This is a genomic window from Agrobacterium sp. RC10-4-1 (assembly GCF_014138475.1).
Classification (GTDB): Bacteria; Pseudomonadota; Alphaproteobacteria; order Rhizobiales; family Rhizobiaceae; genus Agrobacterium; species Agrobacterium pusense.
This window is the reverse complement of the sequence record NZ_JACJIT010000005.1, coordinates 82,001-100,400: the sequence shown is the minus strand read 5'-3', so window position 1 is coordinate 100,400 and position 18,400 is coordinate 82,001. Positions and strand designations below refer to the sequence as shown.

General features: G+C 59.7%; 19 protein-coding genes. 7 read left to right on the top strand and 12 right to left on the bottom strand.

Annotation, left to right across the window (positions count from 1 at the left end; all coding sequences use genetic code 11):
• The first annotated feature begins 9 nt into the window (after positions 1-9).
• Positions 10-492 (top strand): GlcG/HbpS family heme-binding protein, encoded by a 483-nt coding sequence (locus tag FHW77_RS14925; RefSeq protein ID WP_004441094.1) that lies wholly within the window; start codon positions 10-12, stop codon positions 490-492.
• 59 nt (positions 493-551) lie between these two features.
• Here FHW77_RS14925 and FHW77_RS14920 read toward each other — a convergent pair whose 3' ends face one another.
• Positions 552-2,435, bottom strand: a complete 1,884-nt coding sequence (locus tag FHW77_RS14920; RefSeq protein WP_044458763.1) for an ABC-F family ATP-binding cassette domain-containing protein — start codon at positions 2,433-2,435, stop codon at positions 552-554.
• 160 nt (positions 2,436-2,595) lie between these two features.
• A complete protein-coding gene (locus tag FHW77_RS14915) occupies positions 2,596-3,639 on the bottom strand; it encodes a GGDEF domain-containing protein (protein ID WP_004441098.1) in 1,044 nt (347 codons plus the stop codon).
• Between the two features lie 256 nt (positions 3,640-3,895).
• Between FHW77_RS14915 and FHW77_RS14910 the strand changes: the two genes are divergently transcribed.
• Together FHW77_RS14910 and ndk are read left to right on the top strand one after the other, a co-directional pair.
• Positions 3,896-4,591 carry a glutathione S-transferase family protein gene (locus FHW77_RS14910; protein ID WP_004441100.1) on the top strand — a complete coding sequence of 232 codons (696 nt, stop codon included), beginning with the start codon at positions 3,896-3,898 and terminating at the stop codon, positions 4,589-4,591.
• A 103-nt stretch (positions 4,592-4,694) separates the two neighbouring features.
• Positions 4,695-5,117 (top strand): nucleoside-diphosphate kinase, encoded by a 423-nt coding sequence (gene ndk, locus FHW77_RS14905; RefSeq protein WP_003496769.1) that lies wholly within the window; start codon positions 4,695-4,697, stop codon positions 5,115-5,117.
• 192 nt (positions 5,118-5,309) lie between these two features.
• On the opposite strand, the gene FHW77_RS14900 is transcribed toward ndk, so the two are convergent.
• Together FHW77_RS14900 and FHW77_RS14895 are read right to left on the bottom strand one after the other, a co-directional pair.
• On the bottom strand, positions 5,310-5,822 hold the full coding sequence (locus FHW77_RS14900) for a hypothetical protein (protein ID WP_004441104.1): 513 nt from the start codon (positions 5,820-5,822) through the stop codon (positions 5,310-5,312).
• Positions 5,819-6,379: a CGNR zinc finger domain-containing protein gene (locus FHW77_RS14895; protein ID WP_004441106.1), complete on the bottom strand. Its 561-nt coding sequence runs from the start codon at positions 6,377-6,379 to the stop codon at positions 5,819-5,821. Before FHW77_RS14895 ends, FHW77_RS14900 begins: the two co-directional genes overlap by 4 nt.
• Positions 6,380-6,431: 52 nt before the next feature.
• Here FHW77_RS14895 and FHW77_RS14890 point away from each other — a divergent pair, with 52 nt between their 5' ends.
• Positions 6,432-7,328, top strand: coding sequence for a branched-chain amino acid ABC transporter permease (locus FHW77_RS14890; protein ID WP_004441107.1), 897 nt, complete (start codon positions 6,432-6,434; stop codon positions 7,326-7,328).
• Between the two features lie 55 nt (positions 7,329-7,383).
• On the opposite strand, the gene FHW77_RS14885 is transcribed toward FHW77_RS14890, so the two are convergent.
• From FHW77_RS14885 to FHW77_RS14865, 5 genes are all read right to left on the bottom strand, one after another.
• Positions 7,384-7,839, bottom strand: coding sequence for a molybdenum cofactor biosynthesis protein MoaE (locus FHW77_RS14885; RefSeq protein WP_004441109.1), 456 nt, complete (start codon positions 7,837-7,839; stop codon positions 7,384-7,386).
• A 4-nt stretch (positions 7,840-7,843) separates the two neighbouring features.
• Positions 7,844-8,098: a molybdopterin converting factor subunit 1 gene (moaD, locus tag FHW77_RS14880; protein ID WP_034496240.1), complete on the bottom strand. Its 255-nt coding sequence runs from the start codon at positions 8,096-8,098 to the stop codon at positions 7,844-7,846.
• Complete coding sequence (gene pgsA, locus FHW77_RS14875; protein ID WP_004441114.1) at positions 8,098-8,685, bottom strand: CDP-diacylglycerol--glycerol-3-phosphate 3-phosphatidyltransferase; 588 nt, start codon at positions 8,683-8,685, stop codon at positions 8,098-8,100. Before pgsA ends, moaD begins: the two co-directional genes overlap by 1 nt.
• Positions 8,686-8,789: 104 nt before the next feature.
• Positions 8,790-10,835, bottom strand: a complete 2,046-nt coding sequence (gene uvrC / locus FHW77_RS14870; protein WP_004441115.1) for an excinuclease ABC subunit UvrC — start codon at positions 10,833-10,835, stop codon at positions 8,790-8,792.
• Positions 10,832-11,599, bottom strand: coding sequence for an SDR family oxidoreductase (locus FHW77_RS14865; RefSeq protein WP_004441117.1), 768 nt, complete (start codon positions 11,597-11,599; stop codon positions 10,832-10,834). The genes uvrC and FHW77_RS14865 overlap by 4 nt, the downstream gene beginning before the upstream one ends.
• Before the next feature lie 369 nt (positions 11,600-11,968).
• Between FHW77_RS14865 and FHW77_RS14860 the strand changes: the two genes are divergently transcribed.
• A complete protein-coding gene (locus FHW77_RS14860) occupies positions 11,969-12,625 on the top strand; it encodes an outer membrane protein (protein ID WP_004441118.1) in 657 nt (218 codons plus the stop codon).
• Between the two features lie 108 nt (positions 12,626-12,733).
• Here the strand turns inward: FHW77_RS14860 and FHW77_RS14855 are convergent, their stop codons facing one another.
• Both FHW77_RS14855 and FHW77_RS14850 read right to left on the bottom strand, forming a co-directional pair.
• Entirely contained in the window at positions 12,734-13,330 is a 597-nt protein-coding gene (locus tag FHW77_RS14855; RefSeq protein ID WP_004441119.1) for a glutathione S-transferase, read from the bottom strand.
• Positions 13,331-13,351: 21 nt separating this feature from the next.
• Positions 13,352-14,122 (bottom strand): ribonuclease T2 family protein, encoded by a 771-nt coding sequence (locus tag FHW77_RS14850; protein ID WP_004441120.1) that lies wholly within the window; start codon positions 14,120-14,122, stop codon positions 13,352-13,354.
• A gap of 206 nt (positions 14,123-14,328) precedes the next feature.
• Here FHW77_RS14850 and FHW77_RS14845 point away from each other — a divergent pair, with 206 nt between their 5' ends.
• Positions 14,329-15,276: a lysylphosphatidylglycerol synthase domain-containing protein gene (locus FHW77_RS14845; protein ID WP_004441121.1), complete on the top strand. Its 948-nt coding sequence runs from the start codon at positions 14,329-14,331 to the stop codon at positions 15,274-15,276.
• Between the two features lies 1 nt (position 15,277).
• Here FHW77_RS14845 and FHW77_RS14840 read toward each other — a convergent pair whose 3' ends face one another.
• Positions 15,278-16,141 carry a 23S rRNA (adenine(2030)-N(6))-methyltransferase RlmJ gene (locus tag FHW77_RS14840; protein ID WP_004441122.1) on the bottom strand — a complete coding sequence of 288 codons (864 nt, stop codon included), beginning with the start codon at positions 16,139-16,141 and terminating at the stop codon, positions 15,278-15,280.
• A 41-nt stretch (positions 16,142-16,182) separates the two neighbouring features.
• Here FHW77_RS14840 and FHW77_RS14835 point away from each other — a divergent pair, with 41 nt between their 5' ends.
• Positions 16,183-18,387, top strand: a complete 2,205-nt coding sequence (locus FHW77_RS14835; RefSeq protein WP_004441123.1) for a molybdopterin-containing oxidoreductase family protein — start codon at positions 16,183-16,185, stop codon at positions 18,385-18,387.
• Positions 18,388-18,400 lie beyond the last annotated feature (13 nt).

Genomic DNA, 18,400 nt, shown 5'->3' with positions numbered 1-18,400 from the left:
GACCTTTTCATGATCCGCAACCTTCTCGTTGTTTCCACTCTGCTCGCTCCTTCGGTCGCCCTGGCGCAGACGCTGCCGACCGCACCTTACCTGCCACTCGAATTGGCGGAAAAGGCTGCCAGTGCGGCACTTCAGGCCTGCTCGGCCAAGGGCAACGCTGTCACCGTTGCCATCGTCGCCCGCGACGGCGCCGTAAAGACGGTCCTGAAAGCAGATGGTTCGGGTCCGCACACGGTCTCCAGCGCCACCGGCAAGGCATTCGCTGCCGCATCGCTCGGCCGTGATATCGGCGAGATCGCCGAATTCATCGCCTCCAAGCCCGCCAATGATGGCCTCCGCAACATGGATGAGCGCATGGTCATTCAGGCAGGCGGGCTGCCGATCAAGATCGGCGACGCGCTCGTCGGCGGTATTGGCGTTGGAGGCGCGCCGTCGGGTGCAATCGATGCCGAATGTGCGCGTGAAGGTCTGAACACGATCGGCGCGAAGTAAGTTTCGTCAATGCGATATGGCGGCTTCGCAAGAGGCCGCCGCTCCTGTGCCGTTGCGCATCAGCCGGCCATTGCTTCCTCGTATTCACTGGAAAGCATCAGCCATTGCTCTTCTGCATCCGATAGCCTGGCAGCGGCTTCGCCACGCTCCTTGACTTTCTGAGCGGCTTTGGCAGGGGCTTTTTCATATAGCGCCGGGTCGGCCAGTTCGGTGTCGAGCGTCTGAATCAGTTTCTCAAGTTTTGCCGTCAGGGATTCGATTTCGTTGATCTTTTTCTTCAACGGCGCGAGTTGGGCACGCTTTTCCGCGCTTGCCTTGCGCTGATCGGCCTTGGAAGCCTGATCGGCAACGGTGTCGCTCTTGTCGTCCTTCTTTTTACCGGAGGAAACGACGAGATCGCGATATTCCTCCATGTCGCCTTCGAACGTCTTGACCGTCCCGTCGGCCACCAACCACAGCCGGTCAACGGTCGCCTCAATAAGATGGCGGTCGTGGGAAATGAGGATCACCGCGCCATTATAATCATTCAGCGCCTCGATCAGCGCCCGGCGGCTGTCGATATCGAGATGGTTGGTCGGTTCGTCGAGGATCAAGAGGTTGGGTGCGTGGAAGGCAGCAAGGCCCATCAGCAGGCGAGCCTTTTCGCCACCGGAAAGGTCTTTGGCAGCCGTCGCCATCTTTTCCGTCGCAAGCCCCATCTGCGCCACGCGTGACCGCACCTGCGCCTCCGGTGCCAGCGGCATCAGCTTGCGCACATGTTCGACCGGAGTTTCATCCGGCACCAGATCGTCGAGCTGATGCTGCGCGAAGAAGCCGATCTTAAGGCCGGGCGCGACGCGAAGATCACCCGCCTGCGGGGCGAGACGGCCGGAAATGAACTTCGCAAAAGTGGATTTGCCGTTGCCGTTGGAGCCGAGCAGCGCAATGCGGTCGTCATTGTCGATGCGCAGGTTGAGGTGTTTCAGAATGGACTTGCCCGGTTCATAGCCGACCGCGCCGCCATTGATGGCAACGATCGGCGAGGCCGGCTGTTTTTCCGGCTCAGGAAACGTGATCGGCTGCACATGATCTTCGATCACGGCGGCGACGGTGCCCATGCGCTCCAGGGCCTTGATGCGGCTCTGCGCCTGACGGGCCTTGGTGGCCTTGGCGCGGAAACGGTCGATGAAGCTCTGCAGGTGTTTGCGCGCGGCGTCGTTTTTCGCCTTGGCTTTCATCTGCAATTCGTCGGCCTCGGCCTTCTGCCGCTCGAACTGATCGTAGCCGCCGCGATAAAAGGCCAGCTTCTTCTGGTCGAGATGCACGATGGAATTGACGGCGTTGTTCAGCAGATCGCGATCATGGCTGATGATAATGACAGTGTGCGGATAGCGGCGGATATATTCTTCCAGCCACAGCGTGCCCTCAAGGTCGAGATAGTTGGTCGGCTCATCGAGCAGCAGCAGATCGGGCTCGGCAAACAGCACCGAGGCGAGCGCCACACGCATGCGCCAGCCGCCTGAAAAGGAGGAGGCGGGGCGGAGCTGCGCTTCATGATCGAAACCGAGACCGGCAAGAATGCTCGATGCACGCGCTTCCGCCGAATGGGCATCGATATCGACAAGCCGCATCTGGATCTCTGCGATACGATGCGGATCGGTTGCGGTCTCCGCCTCCGCCAAAAGCGCGCTGCGCTCCTTGTCAGCGGAAAGCACGATGGAGATGAGAGATTCCTCCGTGCCCGGCGCTTCCTGTGCCACCTGGCCGATGCGGGCCTGTTTCGGAATGGTCACCGAACCGCCTTCTGCCGCGAGATCGCCGGTGATGATGCGGAAAAGGGTGGATTTGCCGGCACCGTTGCGGCCAACGAGGCCCGCCTTCACACCGGCGGGAAGTGTCACGCTGGCGTGGTCAAGGAGCAGACGCCCGGCGATGCGGGCCGAAAGATCGGTAATCGTAATCATGGCGTCGTTTTGGCCGAACTGTGTGACCAAGGCAAGAGCAGGCACGCCACACCGCGGCAGTTATGAGGTCGGAAATGAAGAGGCGGCAAACGGGGACAAGGCGCGGGATGGCAGCTCGTTTTCCGGATATAAGCCCATCCTGAAGGCTTGCCGAAATGTCCTAGCAACCCAACTGCGCGAGATAGCTGTCGCGATTGTGCTGCGCGAGGTCCCTGCAATAACCGACGACGCAGTTGCGGGTGCCGCACCGGGCGCAAAGCAGGGCCAATTCAGCCTGGCTGAAGAATTCCGCGGGCGTTGCCGTGCCGTCCACTGAGGCGACGCCGATTGAAACCGTCAGATGCTCGCCGCCGCCCTCACTCGTCACGAAGCGCAAGGCTTCGACGCTTTGCCGCAGACGTTCAGCGATCGCCTCAGCCGTGTTTTGCGCAACGCCTGCAAACAGGAAAGCAAATTCGTTGCCGCCGATGCGGGCGACAAAATCATCCTTCTTGATCGTCTTGCGAAAGAGCCCAGCAAGCCGCCGCAGGGCCTTGTCTCCGGCGGCGGGGCCGTATTTGGCGTTGATCTCGCGGAAATGGTCGATATTGAGGAGCATCAGCGATGTCGCGGAGGCGGCCCTGTCTCCGGCAAAAAGCTCTCCGAGTTTTTCGAGGAAAGCCGCCCGGTTGGGCAGCGCCGTCAGCACGTCGCGCAGGGAACCGGCCTGCAGTTCGGCGCGCCGCCTCTCGACGTCATGTATTTTCATCAGCCCCATGGAGATGAAATGCCTTAGGCTGGTCTGTTCCTCGTGGATGTCGTCCAGCAATCGGGCGACGCGGTCGGTGGCCGGGGACCCAACAGTTTCGTCTTCGCCAAGGCGTCCGATGAAGGCTTCCGTGCGCCTCTGGCCAGCTTCCAGCCGTGCGGAAATCTGTTTCAGCGTTTCAAAGGCCTCGCTGGCCATCTGTTCCGCTTCGATGCGGGAGAAGCCGGGCAAATTGTGCCTCTGGCCAACCAGATCGATCTCGTGCTGTTGCGGCGCGTTGCCGAGAGCCAGGATGTCTCGCCCCATGGCCGGGTTATGGCCCGACAATATTTCGTAGATCAATTCATAATTGCGCGGCAATGGTGCAATATTCATCCTGGCGATGAACTGCGCGACCTTGGTAAGGACAAGACTACTTCTCGCCTGTTCGCGTTTTTTATCGCCAGCAGATGTCATCGCTGTCAGCTCCAGTATCGATGGTCTTATCAATCGAACGAAATAACCGTTTTCTGAATGGCCAAATCATAGGCGAGACGGCTTAAAATTGGCTAAACCTGCGAGCGAAATTCATCACCTCCAGGTTTTATTTCGCCCCTTGGCGAACGGAACCTTTCAAACGTCCTTTGATTGATAACATGACAAATGCTGATTTGATTTCCGGCTCCCGCCGATTTTATATCGCTTGGTCGTTATTGCAGAGAAGGTGCAGCCCATGACGAATTCCCGAACCCTCTATTCGCTCTGCGGAAGCGATGTCTCCAGGCCATTTTCCCCCCATTGCTGGAAAACCGTGTTTTCGTTGGCGCATAAGGGACTGGATTTCGAAGAGCGTCCGTTGCCCTTCACCGTCATCCCGACCGTGGAGGATGGTTTTTCGAAGACGGTGCCGATCCTGCGGGACGGCGACCGCCTGGTGAGCGACAGTTTCGAGATTGCCCTTTATCTGGACGAGGCCTACCCGGAGCGGCCATCGTTGTTCGATGGGGAGGGCGGCAAGGCCATGGCGCGCTTTGTCGAAAGCTGGTCCCAAACCCAGCTGCATCCGGCCATCGTCCGTATCGCCGTGCTGGATATCCACAATATGCTGGATGAGCCGGATCGTCGTTATTTCCGCGAAAGCCGGACAAGGGCGCTTGGCCGCCCGCTCGAGGATGTCGTCGCCAACCGCGAAGACGAGATCGCGGCCTTTCCTGCCTTGCTCGCTCCCATCCGCCGGATGCTGAGTTTTCAGCCCTTCATCGGCGGCACGTCGCCGCTTTTTTCGGATTACATCGTTTTCGGCGCGCTGCAATGGGCGAGGATCACCACCGGTGCGGATCTCTTTTCAGATAATGACCCTGTGCGCGACTGGTTCGAAGGGTGCCTCGATCTTTACGATGCAAGGGGCCGCAGTGTGACAGCGGCGTGAAATGTCTGCCGTCAGTGCCGCAATCTCGTTGATCCCCCTTGTTTTCGGGCCTTTGGGCGGGTAAAGACCGCCCACTTTCTCTGAAGGAAAAGGAAACGGACACATGGCGATTGAACGCACATTTTCGATGATCAAGCCGGACGCAACCAAGCGTAACCTCACGGGCGCGATCACCAAGGTATTTGAAGACAACGGCCTGCGCGTCGTCGCCTCCAAGCGCGTCTGGATGAGCAAGCGCGAAGCCGAAGGCTTCTACGCCGTCCACAAGGAGCGCCCCTTCTTCGGCGAACTCGTTGAAGGCATGACTTCCGGCCCGACCATCGTTCAGGTTCTGGAAGGCGAAAACGCCATCCTCAAGAACCGCGAAATCATGGGCGCCACCAACCCGGCCCAGGCCGCTGAAGGCACCATCCGCAAGACCTTCGCGCTTTCCATCGGCGAAAACTCCGTTCACGGTTCCGACGCTCCGGAAACCGCCGCTCAGGAAATCGCCTATTGGTTCGCCGAAACCGAAATCGTCGGCTGATTCAAAGTCTCAACGGCTTGAATCGCTCTATCAGGCGATTGCTCGAAGCTGCTGAAAAGACTCGAAGAAGCGGAGCCGAAAGGCTCCGTTTTTTTGTTTCTGGATGCGATAAGGGGATGCCGCACCCGCCTCCATCATCATTCCTGTGACAAGCACAGGCACGAGGAGAGGTTGCACTCGCTCCGTCAGTCCCTACGACGCCGGGCACCCCTGAGCCGGCCGCATATCAATCGTTCCGTCAGGTTTAAACACCTCCGGATTGGGCGTATAGAGCGGGCCGACGACCAGCGGCTTGGCGGGGAGAGCTGACTGGTCGGTATCGGAGCGGATGGTGGTCTCGATCGTCTGCAGAATATCGCCATCCGGCCCTTTGATGCGGACGGTGACCCTGTAGGGCCGATCCTGCTTCACACATTCGACCGGCGGGCTCTGAACGGTGATCCTTTCGTCCTTCGGAAAAATCTTCTCGCGGGTGGTGAGGTCGGGCCCTCCGCGAGGGTTTTCGAATGTTGCTTCAACGCTGCTGCCGTCGCGAATGGGGGCAATACGCTGCAGCGTCACCAGATAGGTGGCAATGGCCACGCGATAGTTGAAGACGAACATGCGACCGGAAACCTTCGCCACCTCGCGCGGTTCTTCGCGCTGACAGCCGGAAAGGGTGAGTATCGCCACCATTGCCAGCAATGGCAGGCCGGTTCTCTTCATGACCGCGTCTCCTTCCTGCGGTGATAGTGCCGGCTGGCTTTCTGCCGGTTGCCGCACACCGCCATATCGCACCAGATCCGGCTTCTGTTTCTGCTGCGGTCGATGAACAGCCAGCCGCAATTGCCGCAGATCCTCAACCGCTGCCGTGGTTCGTCCGTAAGCAGCGACAGTGCGGAGTGGGCGGTGGCATTGGCGAGATGTTCTGCCTTCGGGAACATGCGCAGGGCGGCGCCGCAAGCGAAGAGAAACTGCGCCAGTTTCCCGTCGTCCTCGCCGCCATCGGCGATGGACGAGCGAAAATAATCGTCGATTGCCTCGCGCAAATCGAAAAGAACCGGCCGTCTCTCTTCGTCGGGCGCGACGAGGGCGGGAAATCTTTCTCGCTCCGCACCAAGCCGTGTCGCCGCTTCGGCAAAGGTGGCGATCTGCCCGGCCACGGCGAAGCGGTCTACCGATCTAGCGGCGTCTGAACGCAGGATCACGCTATTGGCAACATCCAACGCCAATGCGCCGCCCGCGAAACGATGTTCTGTCCAGCGAAAGGTCATGCCGCACATTATAACTATCAAAACAGGTTTTAATAGTTATAATCACAGCAGGAGGACGCGCTTGGCCTATTTCCTGCAACAATTGCTGAATGCAGTGCCGGTCGCCGCGCTTTATGCGGTTCTGGCCTTTGGTTATGCCATCGCCTTTTCAGTCACCAGACGCGCCGATGTCACCTATGGTGCCATATTCGCCTTTGCTGGCCAGACCTGCCTGCTTTTTGCCGATTTCGGCTGGAACCGCCTGTGGCTTGTTCTCCCGGCGACATTGGCGCTGGGGGCAGGGGCGGGCCTGTTCGGCGGGCTGTGGGCGGCGGGTTTCATCGGCAGGGTGGTGATGCGGCCGTTAGCGAAAGCCTCTCCCAACGCGGTGACGGTCGCTTCCATCGGGGTGTTGATAGCGCTGACGGAAAGTGCAAGGCTGGCCGCCGATACACGGCAATTATGGCTCCCGCCGCTTTTGTCGGAGCCGATACGTTTCTGGGCCGATGGCGGTTTCGCCGTGACGCTGACGCCGATGCAAATGCTGAATACGACGGCCTTCAGCCTGCTCATTTTCGCCGGATCGTTTTATCTTGGCCGCTCCGCTTTCGGCAGGCGCTGGAAGGCAGTGTCGGACGATGCTTTTGCTGCAGCCTTGTGCGGGGTAAATGCAGGCCGGATATTTCTCATGTCCTATTGCGCGGCGGGTCTCGTCGCCGCCATCGCGGGCGTGCTGGCCACATTTTATTACGGCACCATGGATTTCGGGGCCGGTCTGGTCTTTGGCCTGAAGGTGGTGCTGATTTCTGCGGCGGGCGGTTATGCCAGTCCGCTCATCTGTGGGCTGGGGGCCGCCGCCGTCGGTTTTGCGGAAACTTTCTGGGTCGGTTACGGACCGGCCGCCTGGCGGGATGCGATGGTTCTCGCGATGCTGGTTGGCTGGCTGGTTATCATGCGCAGCAGGGTTGAAGCGCCTTAGGGCATTGACGAAAGCGGTGCCCGCTTCCACCGGACCATGCGGGCAGAATACGGCGTTATCGCCACTTTTCCCTGGCCGTATCGTCGGTTGTCTTTGCCGCAACCCACTCGCCCGCCGTTCCATCCTTGCCATGTTCCTTTTTCCAGAACGGCGCGGATGTCTTCAAGTAGTCCATCACGAAATTCGCGCCATCGAAGGCTGCCTGTCGATGCGATGAAGCGGCGATAACGAGGACGATATTTTCGCCCGTGGCGATCTTGCCATGGCGATGGATGGCGGTGAGGCCAAGCAGGCCGAAGCGTTCCATCGCGAGCTTGGCGATGCGCGTCATTTCCGCTTCCGCCATGCCGGGATAATGTTCCAGTTCCAGCGCCGCGAGCGTGCCGCCATCATCCCGGCAGAGCCCGGTGAAGGCGACAACCGCGCCGATGCTCCTGTCACCTTCCGTTAGCCGGCGGGTTTCTTCCGCTGCGTCGAAATCATCTGCCTGGACACGGACGGTCGGCTGCATTCGCTCATCCCCCCGTCATCGGCGGAAAAATGCCGATCTCGCGCGCGCCGACGATGCTTTCATCATGCTCGACGTGTTCCTGATTGACCGCAACGCGGATGACATTGGGAAATTCGAAGGCAGCCTCGTAATTTTCACCGCGTGTCGCAAGCCAGGCAATCAGCTCGCCGGCCGTAGCGATGGAGGAAGGGAGGTCCAGCTCCTCTTCATCCGTGCCGATCTTCTCGCGAACCCAGGCGAAATAAACGATCCGTGTCATCATTCTTCGTCCACGATGTGCTTGAGGCCAGCCTTGAAGTAATCATAACCGGTATACATGGTGAGCGCTGCGGCCAGCCAGAGAAGCGTGATGCCCATCTCGGTCGTGTAGGGCAGAACCTTGTCGCCGGCAGGACCCGCGAGCAGGAAAGCGATGGCGACCATCTGGATGGTGGTCTTCCATTTGGCGATGCGGGTGACGGGAACGCTGACCTTCAGCGCCGCCAGATATTCGCGCAGGCCGGAAACAAGAATTTCACGGCAGAGAATGGTGATGGCCGCCCAGAGCGACCAGCCGGCAATGGTGCCGTCGGCCGCCATCAGAAGCAGGACGGATGCGACCAGCAGCTTGTCAGCGATCGGGTCCAGCATGCGGCCGATATTCGACGTCTGGTTCCAGATGCGTGCCAGATAACCGTCGAGGAAATCGGTCAGCGAGGCGATGATGAACAGCCACAGTGCCGTCCAGCGCGCAAAATCCGAACTCTCCAGTTTTCCTTCAACGTAAAAGCAAAGGACAATGACCGGAACAGCGAGAATCCGGCCATAAGTGAGGAGGTTGGGAATGCTGTATGCGCGCGAAGCCATGGGGAAACCTGTCAGTCTGAGATCAGCTGCCTTGATGCCGCCGCTAGGGCATAGCGTCAACACGTGATTATGTTTTTTTAGCAGGTCAGCCCCGCCGTTCTGCGTCAATCGCTGCCGCTCTCGTGGAAGTGATTGTAAATTTGCCGCGCCACCGTCTCGGAAATGCCGGTGACGGCCATCAGGTCATTGAGGCCCGCGCGGGAAACCGCCTTGGCGGTTCCAAAATGCTGCAGCAACGAACGTTTGCGCCCCGGTCCGATTCCCGAGATTTCGTCCAGCGGATTGCGCACCATTTCCTTCTTGCGCCGGGCCCGGTGCGATCCGATCGCGAAACGGTGCGCCTCGTCACGCATGCGCTGAATGAAGTAGAGCACGGGATCACGTGGCGGCAGGGAAAAATCGCTGCGCCCGTCCGCGAAGAAACGTTCACGGCCCGCCTCGCGGTCCACGCCTTTGGCGACGCCGATGGCGGTCACGCAGTCGCGAATGCCGAGTTCGTCGAGGATGGCCCGCACCGCCGTCATCTGCCCCTGACCACCATCGATCAGGATCACGTCCGGCCAGGCGGGGAAGGGCATGTCGGCAGCTTCTTCTGCTGTCGGTATGCGCTCGCGATCCGGCTTTCCTTCTTCTTTCAGGAGGCGTGAGAAGCGGCGGGTCATCACCTCCCGCATCATGCCGAAATCGTCGCCCGGCGTGATGTCGGTCGATTTGATATTGAACTTGCGATACTGGTTCTTCACGAAACCTTCCGGCCCCGCCACCACCATGCCGCCGACCGCATTGGTGCCCATGATGTGCGAGTTATCGTAGATTTCGATCCGCCGAGGCACGTAGGCAAGGCCGAAAGTCTCGGCAAAGCCCTTCAGCAGCCGCGCCTGAGACGAGGTCTCCGCGAGCTTGCGGCCGTGCGCCTCGCGGGCATTGGCAAGCACGTGATCGGTAATGTCCTTCTTCTCGCCACGCTGCGGCACGCTGATCGTGACCTTGTGCCCGGCTTTTTCACCGAGGGCGGCCGCCAGCAGTTCCTGTTCCTCCACCGTTTCGGAAAGCAGGATCTGTTTCGGCACCGGCTTGTCGTCGTAGAACTGCGCCAGAAACGCGTTGAGAATTTCCGAGCCGGGCAGGGAAGGATCGGCCTTGGGGAAATAGGCGCGGTTGCCCCAGTTCTGGCCGGTGCGGAAAAAGAACACCTGAATACAGGAAATGCCGCCTTCGTGGTGGATGGCGAAGACATCCGCCTCTTCAATGCCGGCGGGGTTGATGCCCTGGTGGCTCTGGACGTGCGAAAGTGCCGCCAGCCGGTCGCGATAGATGGCGGCGCGCTCGAAATCGAGGTCTTCGGAAGCCTCGTTCATTTGTCGCGCAATTGCGGTCTTGACGCTCTGGCTCTTGCCGGACAGGAAATCCTTGGCTTCCTTGACCAGCTCCGCGTAGCCCTCGTCGCTGATCTCATGCGTACAGGGCCCGGAACAGCGCTTGATCTGGTACAGAAGACAGGGACGGGTGCGGGTTTCGAACACACTGTCTGTGCAGGTGCGTATCAAGAAGGCGCGCTGCAGCGAATTGATCGTGCGGCCAACCGCGCCGGCGGACGCGAAGGGTCCGAAATAGTCGCCCTTGCGCGCCCTTGCTCCCCGGTGCTTGAAGATCGCTGGGGCACGGTTGTCGGCGGTGATGAGAATATAGGGGAAGGACTTGTCGTCGCGCAGAAGTACGTTAAATCGCGGCCGCAAGCGCTTGATTAGATTCGCTTCCAGAAGAAGCGCCTCGGTCTCCGTGCGGGTGGTGACGAATTCCATGTGCGTGGTGTGACGCACCATCTGGGCGATGCGGTTGGAATGCACGCGGCCCTGCGCATAATTGCCGACGCGCTTTTTCAACGAGCGTGCCTTGCCGACGTAAAGCACGTCGCCCGCCTCGTTGAACATGCGATAGACACCCGGCGCATTTGGCAGGTGTTTGACGAATTCGCCAATGAGGTCCATGCCCTTCAGGCCGGATTCGTTCTTCCATCCCGCATTCCAGTCCATGCCGGCGACGTCGCGCGGAGCCTCGGCCGTTTCCGTTGCGGCGAGGCTTGCATCGTCATCTTCGTCGTCGGTGTCATCGAAGAGAATACCGCCATCAGGCAGCTTCTTTCCGTTCATTCAGGTATCTCCGCCACGTCAGGGGTTTCCCAGCCAAGGTGCTGGCCGCCGTCGAGCGCGATCATTTGTCCGGTGACCGACGGCGTGTCGTAAAGAAAGCGAATCGTCCGCCCGAACTCGTCCGGCGCAGGACCACGCTTTAATATAAGGCCGTCGATCTGCGCCTGAAAGTCCTCGGGCGCCTGTCTTTCGCTTTTGAAGGTGGGCCCAGGCCCGATGGCATTCACCCTGACGCGCGGAGCGAAGCTCTGCGCCATCGTCCGCGTGGCGGTCCAAAGCGCTGATTTCGAAAGGGTGTAGGAATAAAAGCGTGGCGTGAGCGCAAGCACACGCTGGTCGATGATGTTGACGATCAGCCCGGATTTATCGGCGGGCAACTGTTCGACAAAGGCGGCGGCGATGAGGGAAGGCGCCCGCACATGCACGGCAAAATGCGCATCGAAGATATCAGGGTCAGGCGCTTCCGCCGTGTCGCCGAGAAAAACAGACGCATTGTTGACGACGACGCCGATGGGGCCGAGGGCGGAAGACGCCTTTTCGATGAGCGCCGCTGTCGGGGCTGATTGTGTCAGGTCCGCCTGAACGGCTGCAGCCCGGCCACCTTTCTGCCTTATTTCGTTAGCGAATTCCTCCGCCTGCGCGATCGATTCATTGGCATGGACCACGATCGCAAAGCCGTGGCTGGCCAGATCGGTGGCGATAGCGCGCCCAAGCCGCCGCGCGGCCCCGGTAATCAAGACTGTCTTCGGTATATCTTCTTTCACAGCGGACCTGCATTTGCTCTTACACGCCCTATTTGCTGGATATAAATGCAAATCGCAAGCTGTCACTCGGCCCGAAAAGAATTGGGCGATTTTTTATTCACAATGCAATTTCGGTTTAATTTTAATATAACGAAGTTTAAAGGCGATCTATTTTTGTTTAGCCTTCTGTTAGGGTTAATAAAACCCTTGTGGCAATTAGGCAACGTCTAATTCTAGTCACGCGTCTGCCCCAAACAATTCACATTTTGGCTCTTTGATCTCCGCATTCTCCCATCAAATTCGGTTTCCAGAGGGGCGATCAACCCGACGAATTATGCCGCGTCTGAAAACAATGTTTTGAGTACAGAGCGGTCCTGAAAGGAGAATAACATGCGTATTTTCGTAGCAACCCTTATGGCTTCGACCATGGCCGCCGCTGGCTTTTCGGCTGCTCACGCCGCTGACGCCGTAAACGAAGTGCCGCAGGCACCGGTTTCCTACGACCAGCCAGCACCGGTCAAGGACTGGTCCGGCGCTTACCTCGGTGGTACCGTCAACTACGATTGGGGCCGTTTCAGCTCCAGCAACGACGGCCGTGACGCCAAGGGCGCTGGCGGCGGTCTGTACGGCGGTTACAACTGGCAGAATGGCCAGATCGTTTACGGTGCCGAAGCTGACGTTAACATGGGTGACGAGCGCGGTTCCGCCGGTACGGTCGCAGGTCGCTCGGTCGAAGGCAAGCAGGGCGTCAACGGCTCGCTGCGTGGCCGCGTTGGTTACGACATGAACCCGTTCCTGCTCTATGGTACGGCCGGTCTTGCTGTCTCCGACAACAAGGTTCGTGACGGCGTCAACAAGGACAGCGCCACGGCTCTCGGTTACACGGTTGGTGCCGGTGTAGAAGCCATGGTGACCGACAACATCACCGCCCGTCTGGAATATCGCTACAGCGATTACCAGAAGAAGGACTACACGCTCGGCAACGACGCCTTCTCGCGCGGTTATGACGACCACTCGGTCAAGGCCGGTATCGGCGTCAAGTTCTGATCCTTTCCGGATCGGTCAAAGAAAAGCCGGGGTCATGCCCCGGCTTTTTTGTGTCTGTAATTTGCCGTTGAACGCCCGGCAAAAAGCCGGGTGTTCTGCGCGGTCACGTCAGGCGGCGGCCTTCATTTCCGTATAGGCGTCGAAACGCTTGCCGAAGGTTTCCGGCCACGCCGCCAGCGCATCGCGCCCTTCGGCCCACTCGCCCGCAAAACGCAGGTCTAGATAACCGATCATCGCAGCCAGCGCGAAATGGCCGCCGTGCAGCTTCTTGCCGGTCTTCGGCAGGTTGGCGTTGAGATGGTCGAGCCCGCGCACCACCTTGCTCCACTGCTTGTCGATCCAGGGCTGGTGAATTTTCTCTTCCGGTCGGAAACGGCGCTCGTAGACGATGGCCAGCAGGCAATCCATGATGCCGTCGCACAGCGCCTCCAGAATTTCCACATCCGTGCGCTTGCCGTTCTTTTTGGGGTAGAGTTTACCGCCTGAAAGACGGTCGAGATAATGCATGATGGCCACGCTGTCGTAGACCGATCCGCCATCATCAAGCAGCAGCACCGGAATCTTTCCCAGCGGATTATTGTCCATCAGCGTTGCCGGCTCGGCGTTGGTGTCAACGCGAACGGAAGTTATGTCGATGTCGAGATGACGGGCCGCCATGCGCACCTTGGCGGAGTAGGGGGAGGCGGGCGAATAGAGCAGTTCCATGGTTGGGTCCCTGTGGGTTGATCAGCGAATGGGGATGATTTCGGTTGAACTCGCGCGGCAGCCCTTGCGGTCAAGCTCCGGGCAATCGCGGAATGTCATGTCCCGGTTAAGGCAGATGCGCACTTCTTCAAGGCGCTTGCCGTCGCAGCTGATGGAAATGCCGCGTTTCGACAGGCCGGGATTGGCATCGGTAAAGGCGGTTTCTATCGCATCGGCTGAAAGCGTGGCTGTTTCGGCGCCGGAGGCGATTCTCTCCGGCAGCCGGATGGCCTCGAAGGCGGCCCGCGTCGCCGAGAAATAGTCTCGCTGCGACAGGCCGGAACAGGAGCCGTGTTTGCGCCACTGATGGCCGATCAGGCCCATGGAGGGCATGATGTCGAACATGGTGCGGCCAATCGCGTCCGGAACACGCTCAGGCTCGTCGCTTCGGCAGAATTCGGGATAGCCGTTTTCGTTCTGCGGCCATAGCCCGTGCACCACGAATCCGTAACGCCTGTCGCTGCCGCACTGCTGTCGGTTGCCAGAGCCTTCGGAGCTGGCGCAGAATGCCGGTGACCATGAAAGCGAGAGCACATAAAAATCGAAGCCGCTTCCGCGCGGCGGAGGCCTCTTATCCGGCTTCGCTTGAGAAACCGAGCGCCCTGGAGCGTCCGGCCCGGAATTGCCGGCGGTCTGCGATTGGGGTTGTGTCTGCCGGTCGGCCGGTGTGGTTGGGGCCGGATTTTGCTGCGCGAACCATAAGGCGCCGAGCGACAGAAGGCCCAGAGCGATGAAACCGGCATAACGCTTCATTCCGTGTACGTTCCCCGGAAAATGGACGACCTCATATCGCCGGCAGGCGACGATCCGGTCTTACATCAACTTGTGAACGGGGCAAACCGCCAATCTTTGATGAAAAGGTTGAAAGCTTCGCCGCATAACGAATAGAGTCGAACGAATCTCCGCAAAAGATGGAACAGGCTGGGGTGAAGCTGGAGGAAATAGGCGGGCATGACCGCATGAAATTCAAGAAATATATCTGGCCCGTCGTTGGCTTTGCGACGATCGGTTTTTCCGCCTGGTTGCTCTTTCACGAATTGCGCGGCCTGTCGCTCGATGATCTCTGGGACAGCCTGAAGGCCATTCGGGTGCGGGACTGGTTGTGTTCGGGTCTCTCCACCCTGCTGGCCTATGCCGCGCTTGCCGGTTATGACCGCATCGCGTTGCAGCATCTTGGCCGCAAGGTGAACTGGCTCTTCATCACGCTCACCTCCTTCACCACCTATGCGCTGTCCCACAATGTCGGCGCGTCGGTGTTTTCGGGCGCCGTGGTGCGATATCGGGCGTATACGTCGAAGGGACTAAGTGTGGCGGAAGTGGGCGTTCTCGTCGGCCTCTGCTCTTTCACCTTTCTCATCGGCACGATCATGCTGATCGGACTGGTGCTGCTTTACGAGCCTGACATCACTGAACGGTTCACGGGCATACTGCCGGTCGAAGCCTCAACCACGACAGGCGTCGTGCTGCTCTTTTTCGTCAGCCTTTATGTTCTCGGCAGCCTGCTCAGGCTGAAGCCTCTGAAGATCGGCTCCTTCGTGTTGCCATACCCGGCGCCGAAGCTTGTGGCGCAGCAACTGGTCATTGGCCCCATCGAGCTGATCGGCGCGGCGGGCATCATCTATTTCGCGCTGCCGGAAGCCGGCAATCCCGGCTATATGGTCATTCTCGGCATATTTCTGGTGTCGTTTTCCGCAGCGCTCATTTCGCATGCGCCGGGCGGATTGGGCGTGCTGGAACTCGTCTTCGTCACCGGCCTGCCGGACATGAACCCGGCCGACGTCATCGCAGCGCTCCTGGTCTTCCGCCTGTTTTACCTCATCATCCCCTTCATCATGGCGCTGTTCGTGATCCTGTTCTTCGAACGATCACAGCTTGCCGCGGCGCAGAAAAGGGAAGGGTTGAGGTAACTCAGCCGTCTTCCGGCTTTTCCTCGCCGCGCAGCCAGAAGGCGCGCTGCGAGGCGAACCTGTCCTGCGCCAGCCTTGTCTTGAGGTAAGGCAGCAGCGTGTGCAACTCTTCTTTCAGCGTGTAGGGCGGATTGACGATGATGAGGCCGGAGCCGCTCAGCCCATCCAGCCGGTCGCTCCTGACGGAAAGTTCCGCGCATAGCATCTTCGGAATCTCGAAGGATTGCAGCCGCTCGTGGAAATCCTTGATCGGCGCGCCTTTCTTGAGCGGATACCACAGGCAATATGTGCCAGTGGAAAAACGTCGGTAGGCCTTGTTCAAACCATCGGCCAGGCGCTGATATTCATTCTCCAGCTCAAATGGCGGATCAACGAGGATGAGCCCGCGTTTTTCTTTCGGCGGCAGATGCGCGCCAAGCGACAGCCAGCCATCGAGCTCGGTCACCCGCACCTGATAGTCACCTTCGAATAGCCGCGCGAGCGCGCGGCTGTCATCCGGGTGCAGTTCCATGGCCGAAAGCCGGTCCTGCGGGCGAAACAGCATACGCGCGAGTTTCGGTGAGCCGGGGTAGAATTTGACACCGCCTTCAGGATTGAGTTCCTTCACGGCGGCAAGATAGGGCTCCAGCAGCTCGGCGATAGGGGCGGGCAGATCACCCTCCATCAGCTTTCCGATGCCGGTCTGCCATTCGCCGGTTTTCTGCGCCTCTTCAGACGTCAGGTCGTAAAGACCGATGCCGGCATGGGTGTCCAGTACCCGAAAGGCCTTGTCCTTGTTCTGCAGGTAACGCACGAGGCGGGCGAGAACGGCATGTTTGAGGACATCCGCGAAATTGCCGGCGTGATAAATGTGGCGGTAGTTCATGGATGTGTCTCGCTTGCCGTTTATCCGGATGAATGGTCAGGATGAATATTCTTGATGGACGTCACTTCGGCCTTTTTGCCGCATCGTTGATGCAATATACAAAAGACATGAACGTTGCGACCCCGATTTCCGCTGAAAAAGCCGCCCTGAAGGCCGAAGTCCGTATCGGACACACGGTCTGCCCGCATGACTGTCCGAGCGCGTGCGCGCTGGAGGTCGATATCAATGCCGATGGCCGCATCGGTCGTGTGCGCGGCGCCAATGCCAACACCTATACCGCCGGCGTGATCTGCGCCAAGGTGGCGCGGTATTCCGAGCGCATCTATCATCCCGGTCGTCTGCTGACCCCGAAGCGCCGCAAGGGCGCAAAAGGGGCGGGTGACTGGCAGGAAATTTCCTGGGAAGCGGCGCTGGACGAGATCGCCGACGCTTTTGTGAAGGCAGAAGCCCGGCACGGCGCGGAGGCCATCTGGCCCTATTTCTATGCGGGCACCATGGGGCAGGTGCAGCGCGACTCCATCGAGCGGCTGCGCCACGCCAAGAAATATTCGGGCTTCTTCGGCTCGATTTGCACCAACATGGCCTGGACCGGCTATGTGATGGGCACGGGCGCCTTGCGCGGCCCCGATCCGCGCGAGATCGGCAAGGCCGATGTCGTTGTCATCTGGGGCACCAATGCGGTCGCCACGCAGGTCAATGTCATGACCCATGCGGTCAAGGCCCGCAAGGAACGCGGCGCGAAGATCGTCGTGGTCGATATCTATGACAATCCGACCATGAAACAGGCGGATATGCGCCTCGTCGTCCGGCCGGGCACGGATGCGGCGCTGGCATGCGCCGTGATGCACATCGCCTTCCGCGACGGTTACGCCGACCGTGGTTACATGGCGCGCTTCGCCGACGACCCGGCCGGGCTGGAGGCGCATTTGAAGACGAAGACGCCGCAGTGGGCATCAGAGATCACGGGCCTTTCGGTCGACGAGATCGAGGATTTCGCGAGGCTGGTTGGCGTCACGAAAAAGACCTTCTTCCGGCTCGGATATGGGTTTGCCCGACAGCGCAACGGCGCGGTCGCCATGCATGCAGCGCTTTCGATCGCCACGGTGCTCGGTTCCTGGCAATATGAGGGCGGCGGCGCGTTCCACAATAATGGCGACATCTTCCGGCTCAACAAGGCGGAGCTCATGGGCACGGCCTATGCCGACCCCGACGTGCGCCAGCTCGACCAGTCGCAGATCGGCCGCGTGCTGACGGGGGACGCCGAAGCGCTGCGCCATGGCGGTCCGGTGACGGCGCTGCTCATCCAGAACACCAATCCGGTCAATGTCGCTCCCGAACAGAGGCTGGTGAAGCAGGGCTTCCTGCGCGATGATCTCTTCGTCGCCGTGCATGAGCAATTCATGACGGAAACGGCCGAGCTTGCCGATATCGTGCTGCCCGCCACCATGTTCCTCGAACATGACGACATTTACCGCGCCGGCGGCCAGAATCACATCTTGCTTGGTCCTAAACTGGTGGAGCCGCCCGAAACGGTGCGTACCAACCTCTTCGTCATCGAGGAGCTGGCAAAGCGTCTCGGGATCGACCACATGCCGGGCTTTGGCCTTTCAGCGCGCGATCATGTCGATCATATGCTGAAAGTCAGTGGCTGGGGCGACTTCGATACGCTCGCCGAAGAGAAATGGATCGATGCGCAGCCACCGTTCGAGGTCGCGCATTATCTTGAAGGCTTCGGTTACGGTGACGGGAAGTTCCGTTTCAGCCCCGATTGGGCAACAGGGCCGTCTCCCAACAAACCGCCGAAGAACATCGGCGTGATGGGGCCGGTGTCGGAATTTCCGAAATTCCCGGATCAGGTCGATGTCATCGAGGTTGCGGATGCTGACCATCCCTTCCGACTGGCGACATCGCCCGCGCGCAACTTCCTGAATTCCACTTTCGCGGAAACCAAAACCTCCGTGCAGAAGGAAGGTCGCCCGGAACTGATGATCTGTCCTGAGGATGCCGCCATCAACGGCATTTCTGATGGCGACATCGTCCGCATCGGCAACGGGCGAGGCGAGGTCCGGCTCCACGCGAAAATCGTGGAAGGTGCTAGGCCGGGCGTTTTGATTGCCGAGGGACTTTGGCCGAACAAGGCGCATCTGGACGGCGAGGGCATCAACGTGCTGACCGGTGCCGACGCCGTCGCTCCCTATGGCGGCGCGGCATTTCACGACAACAAGGTTTGGCTGCGCAAGAGCTGACGGAAGATTTTGA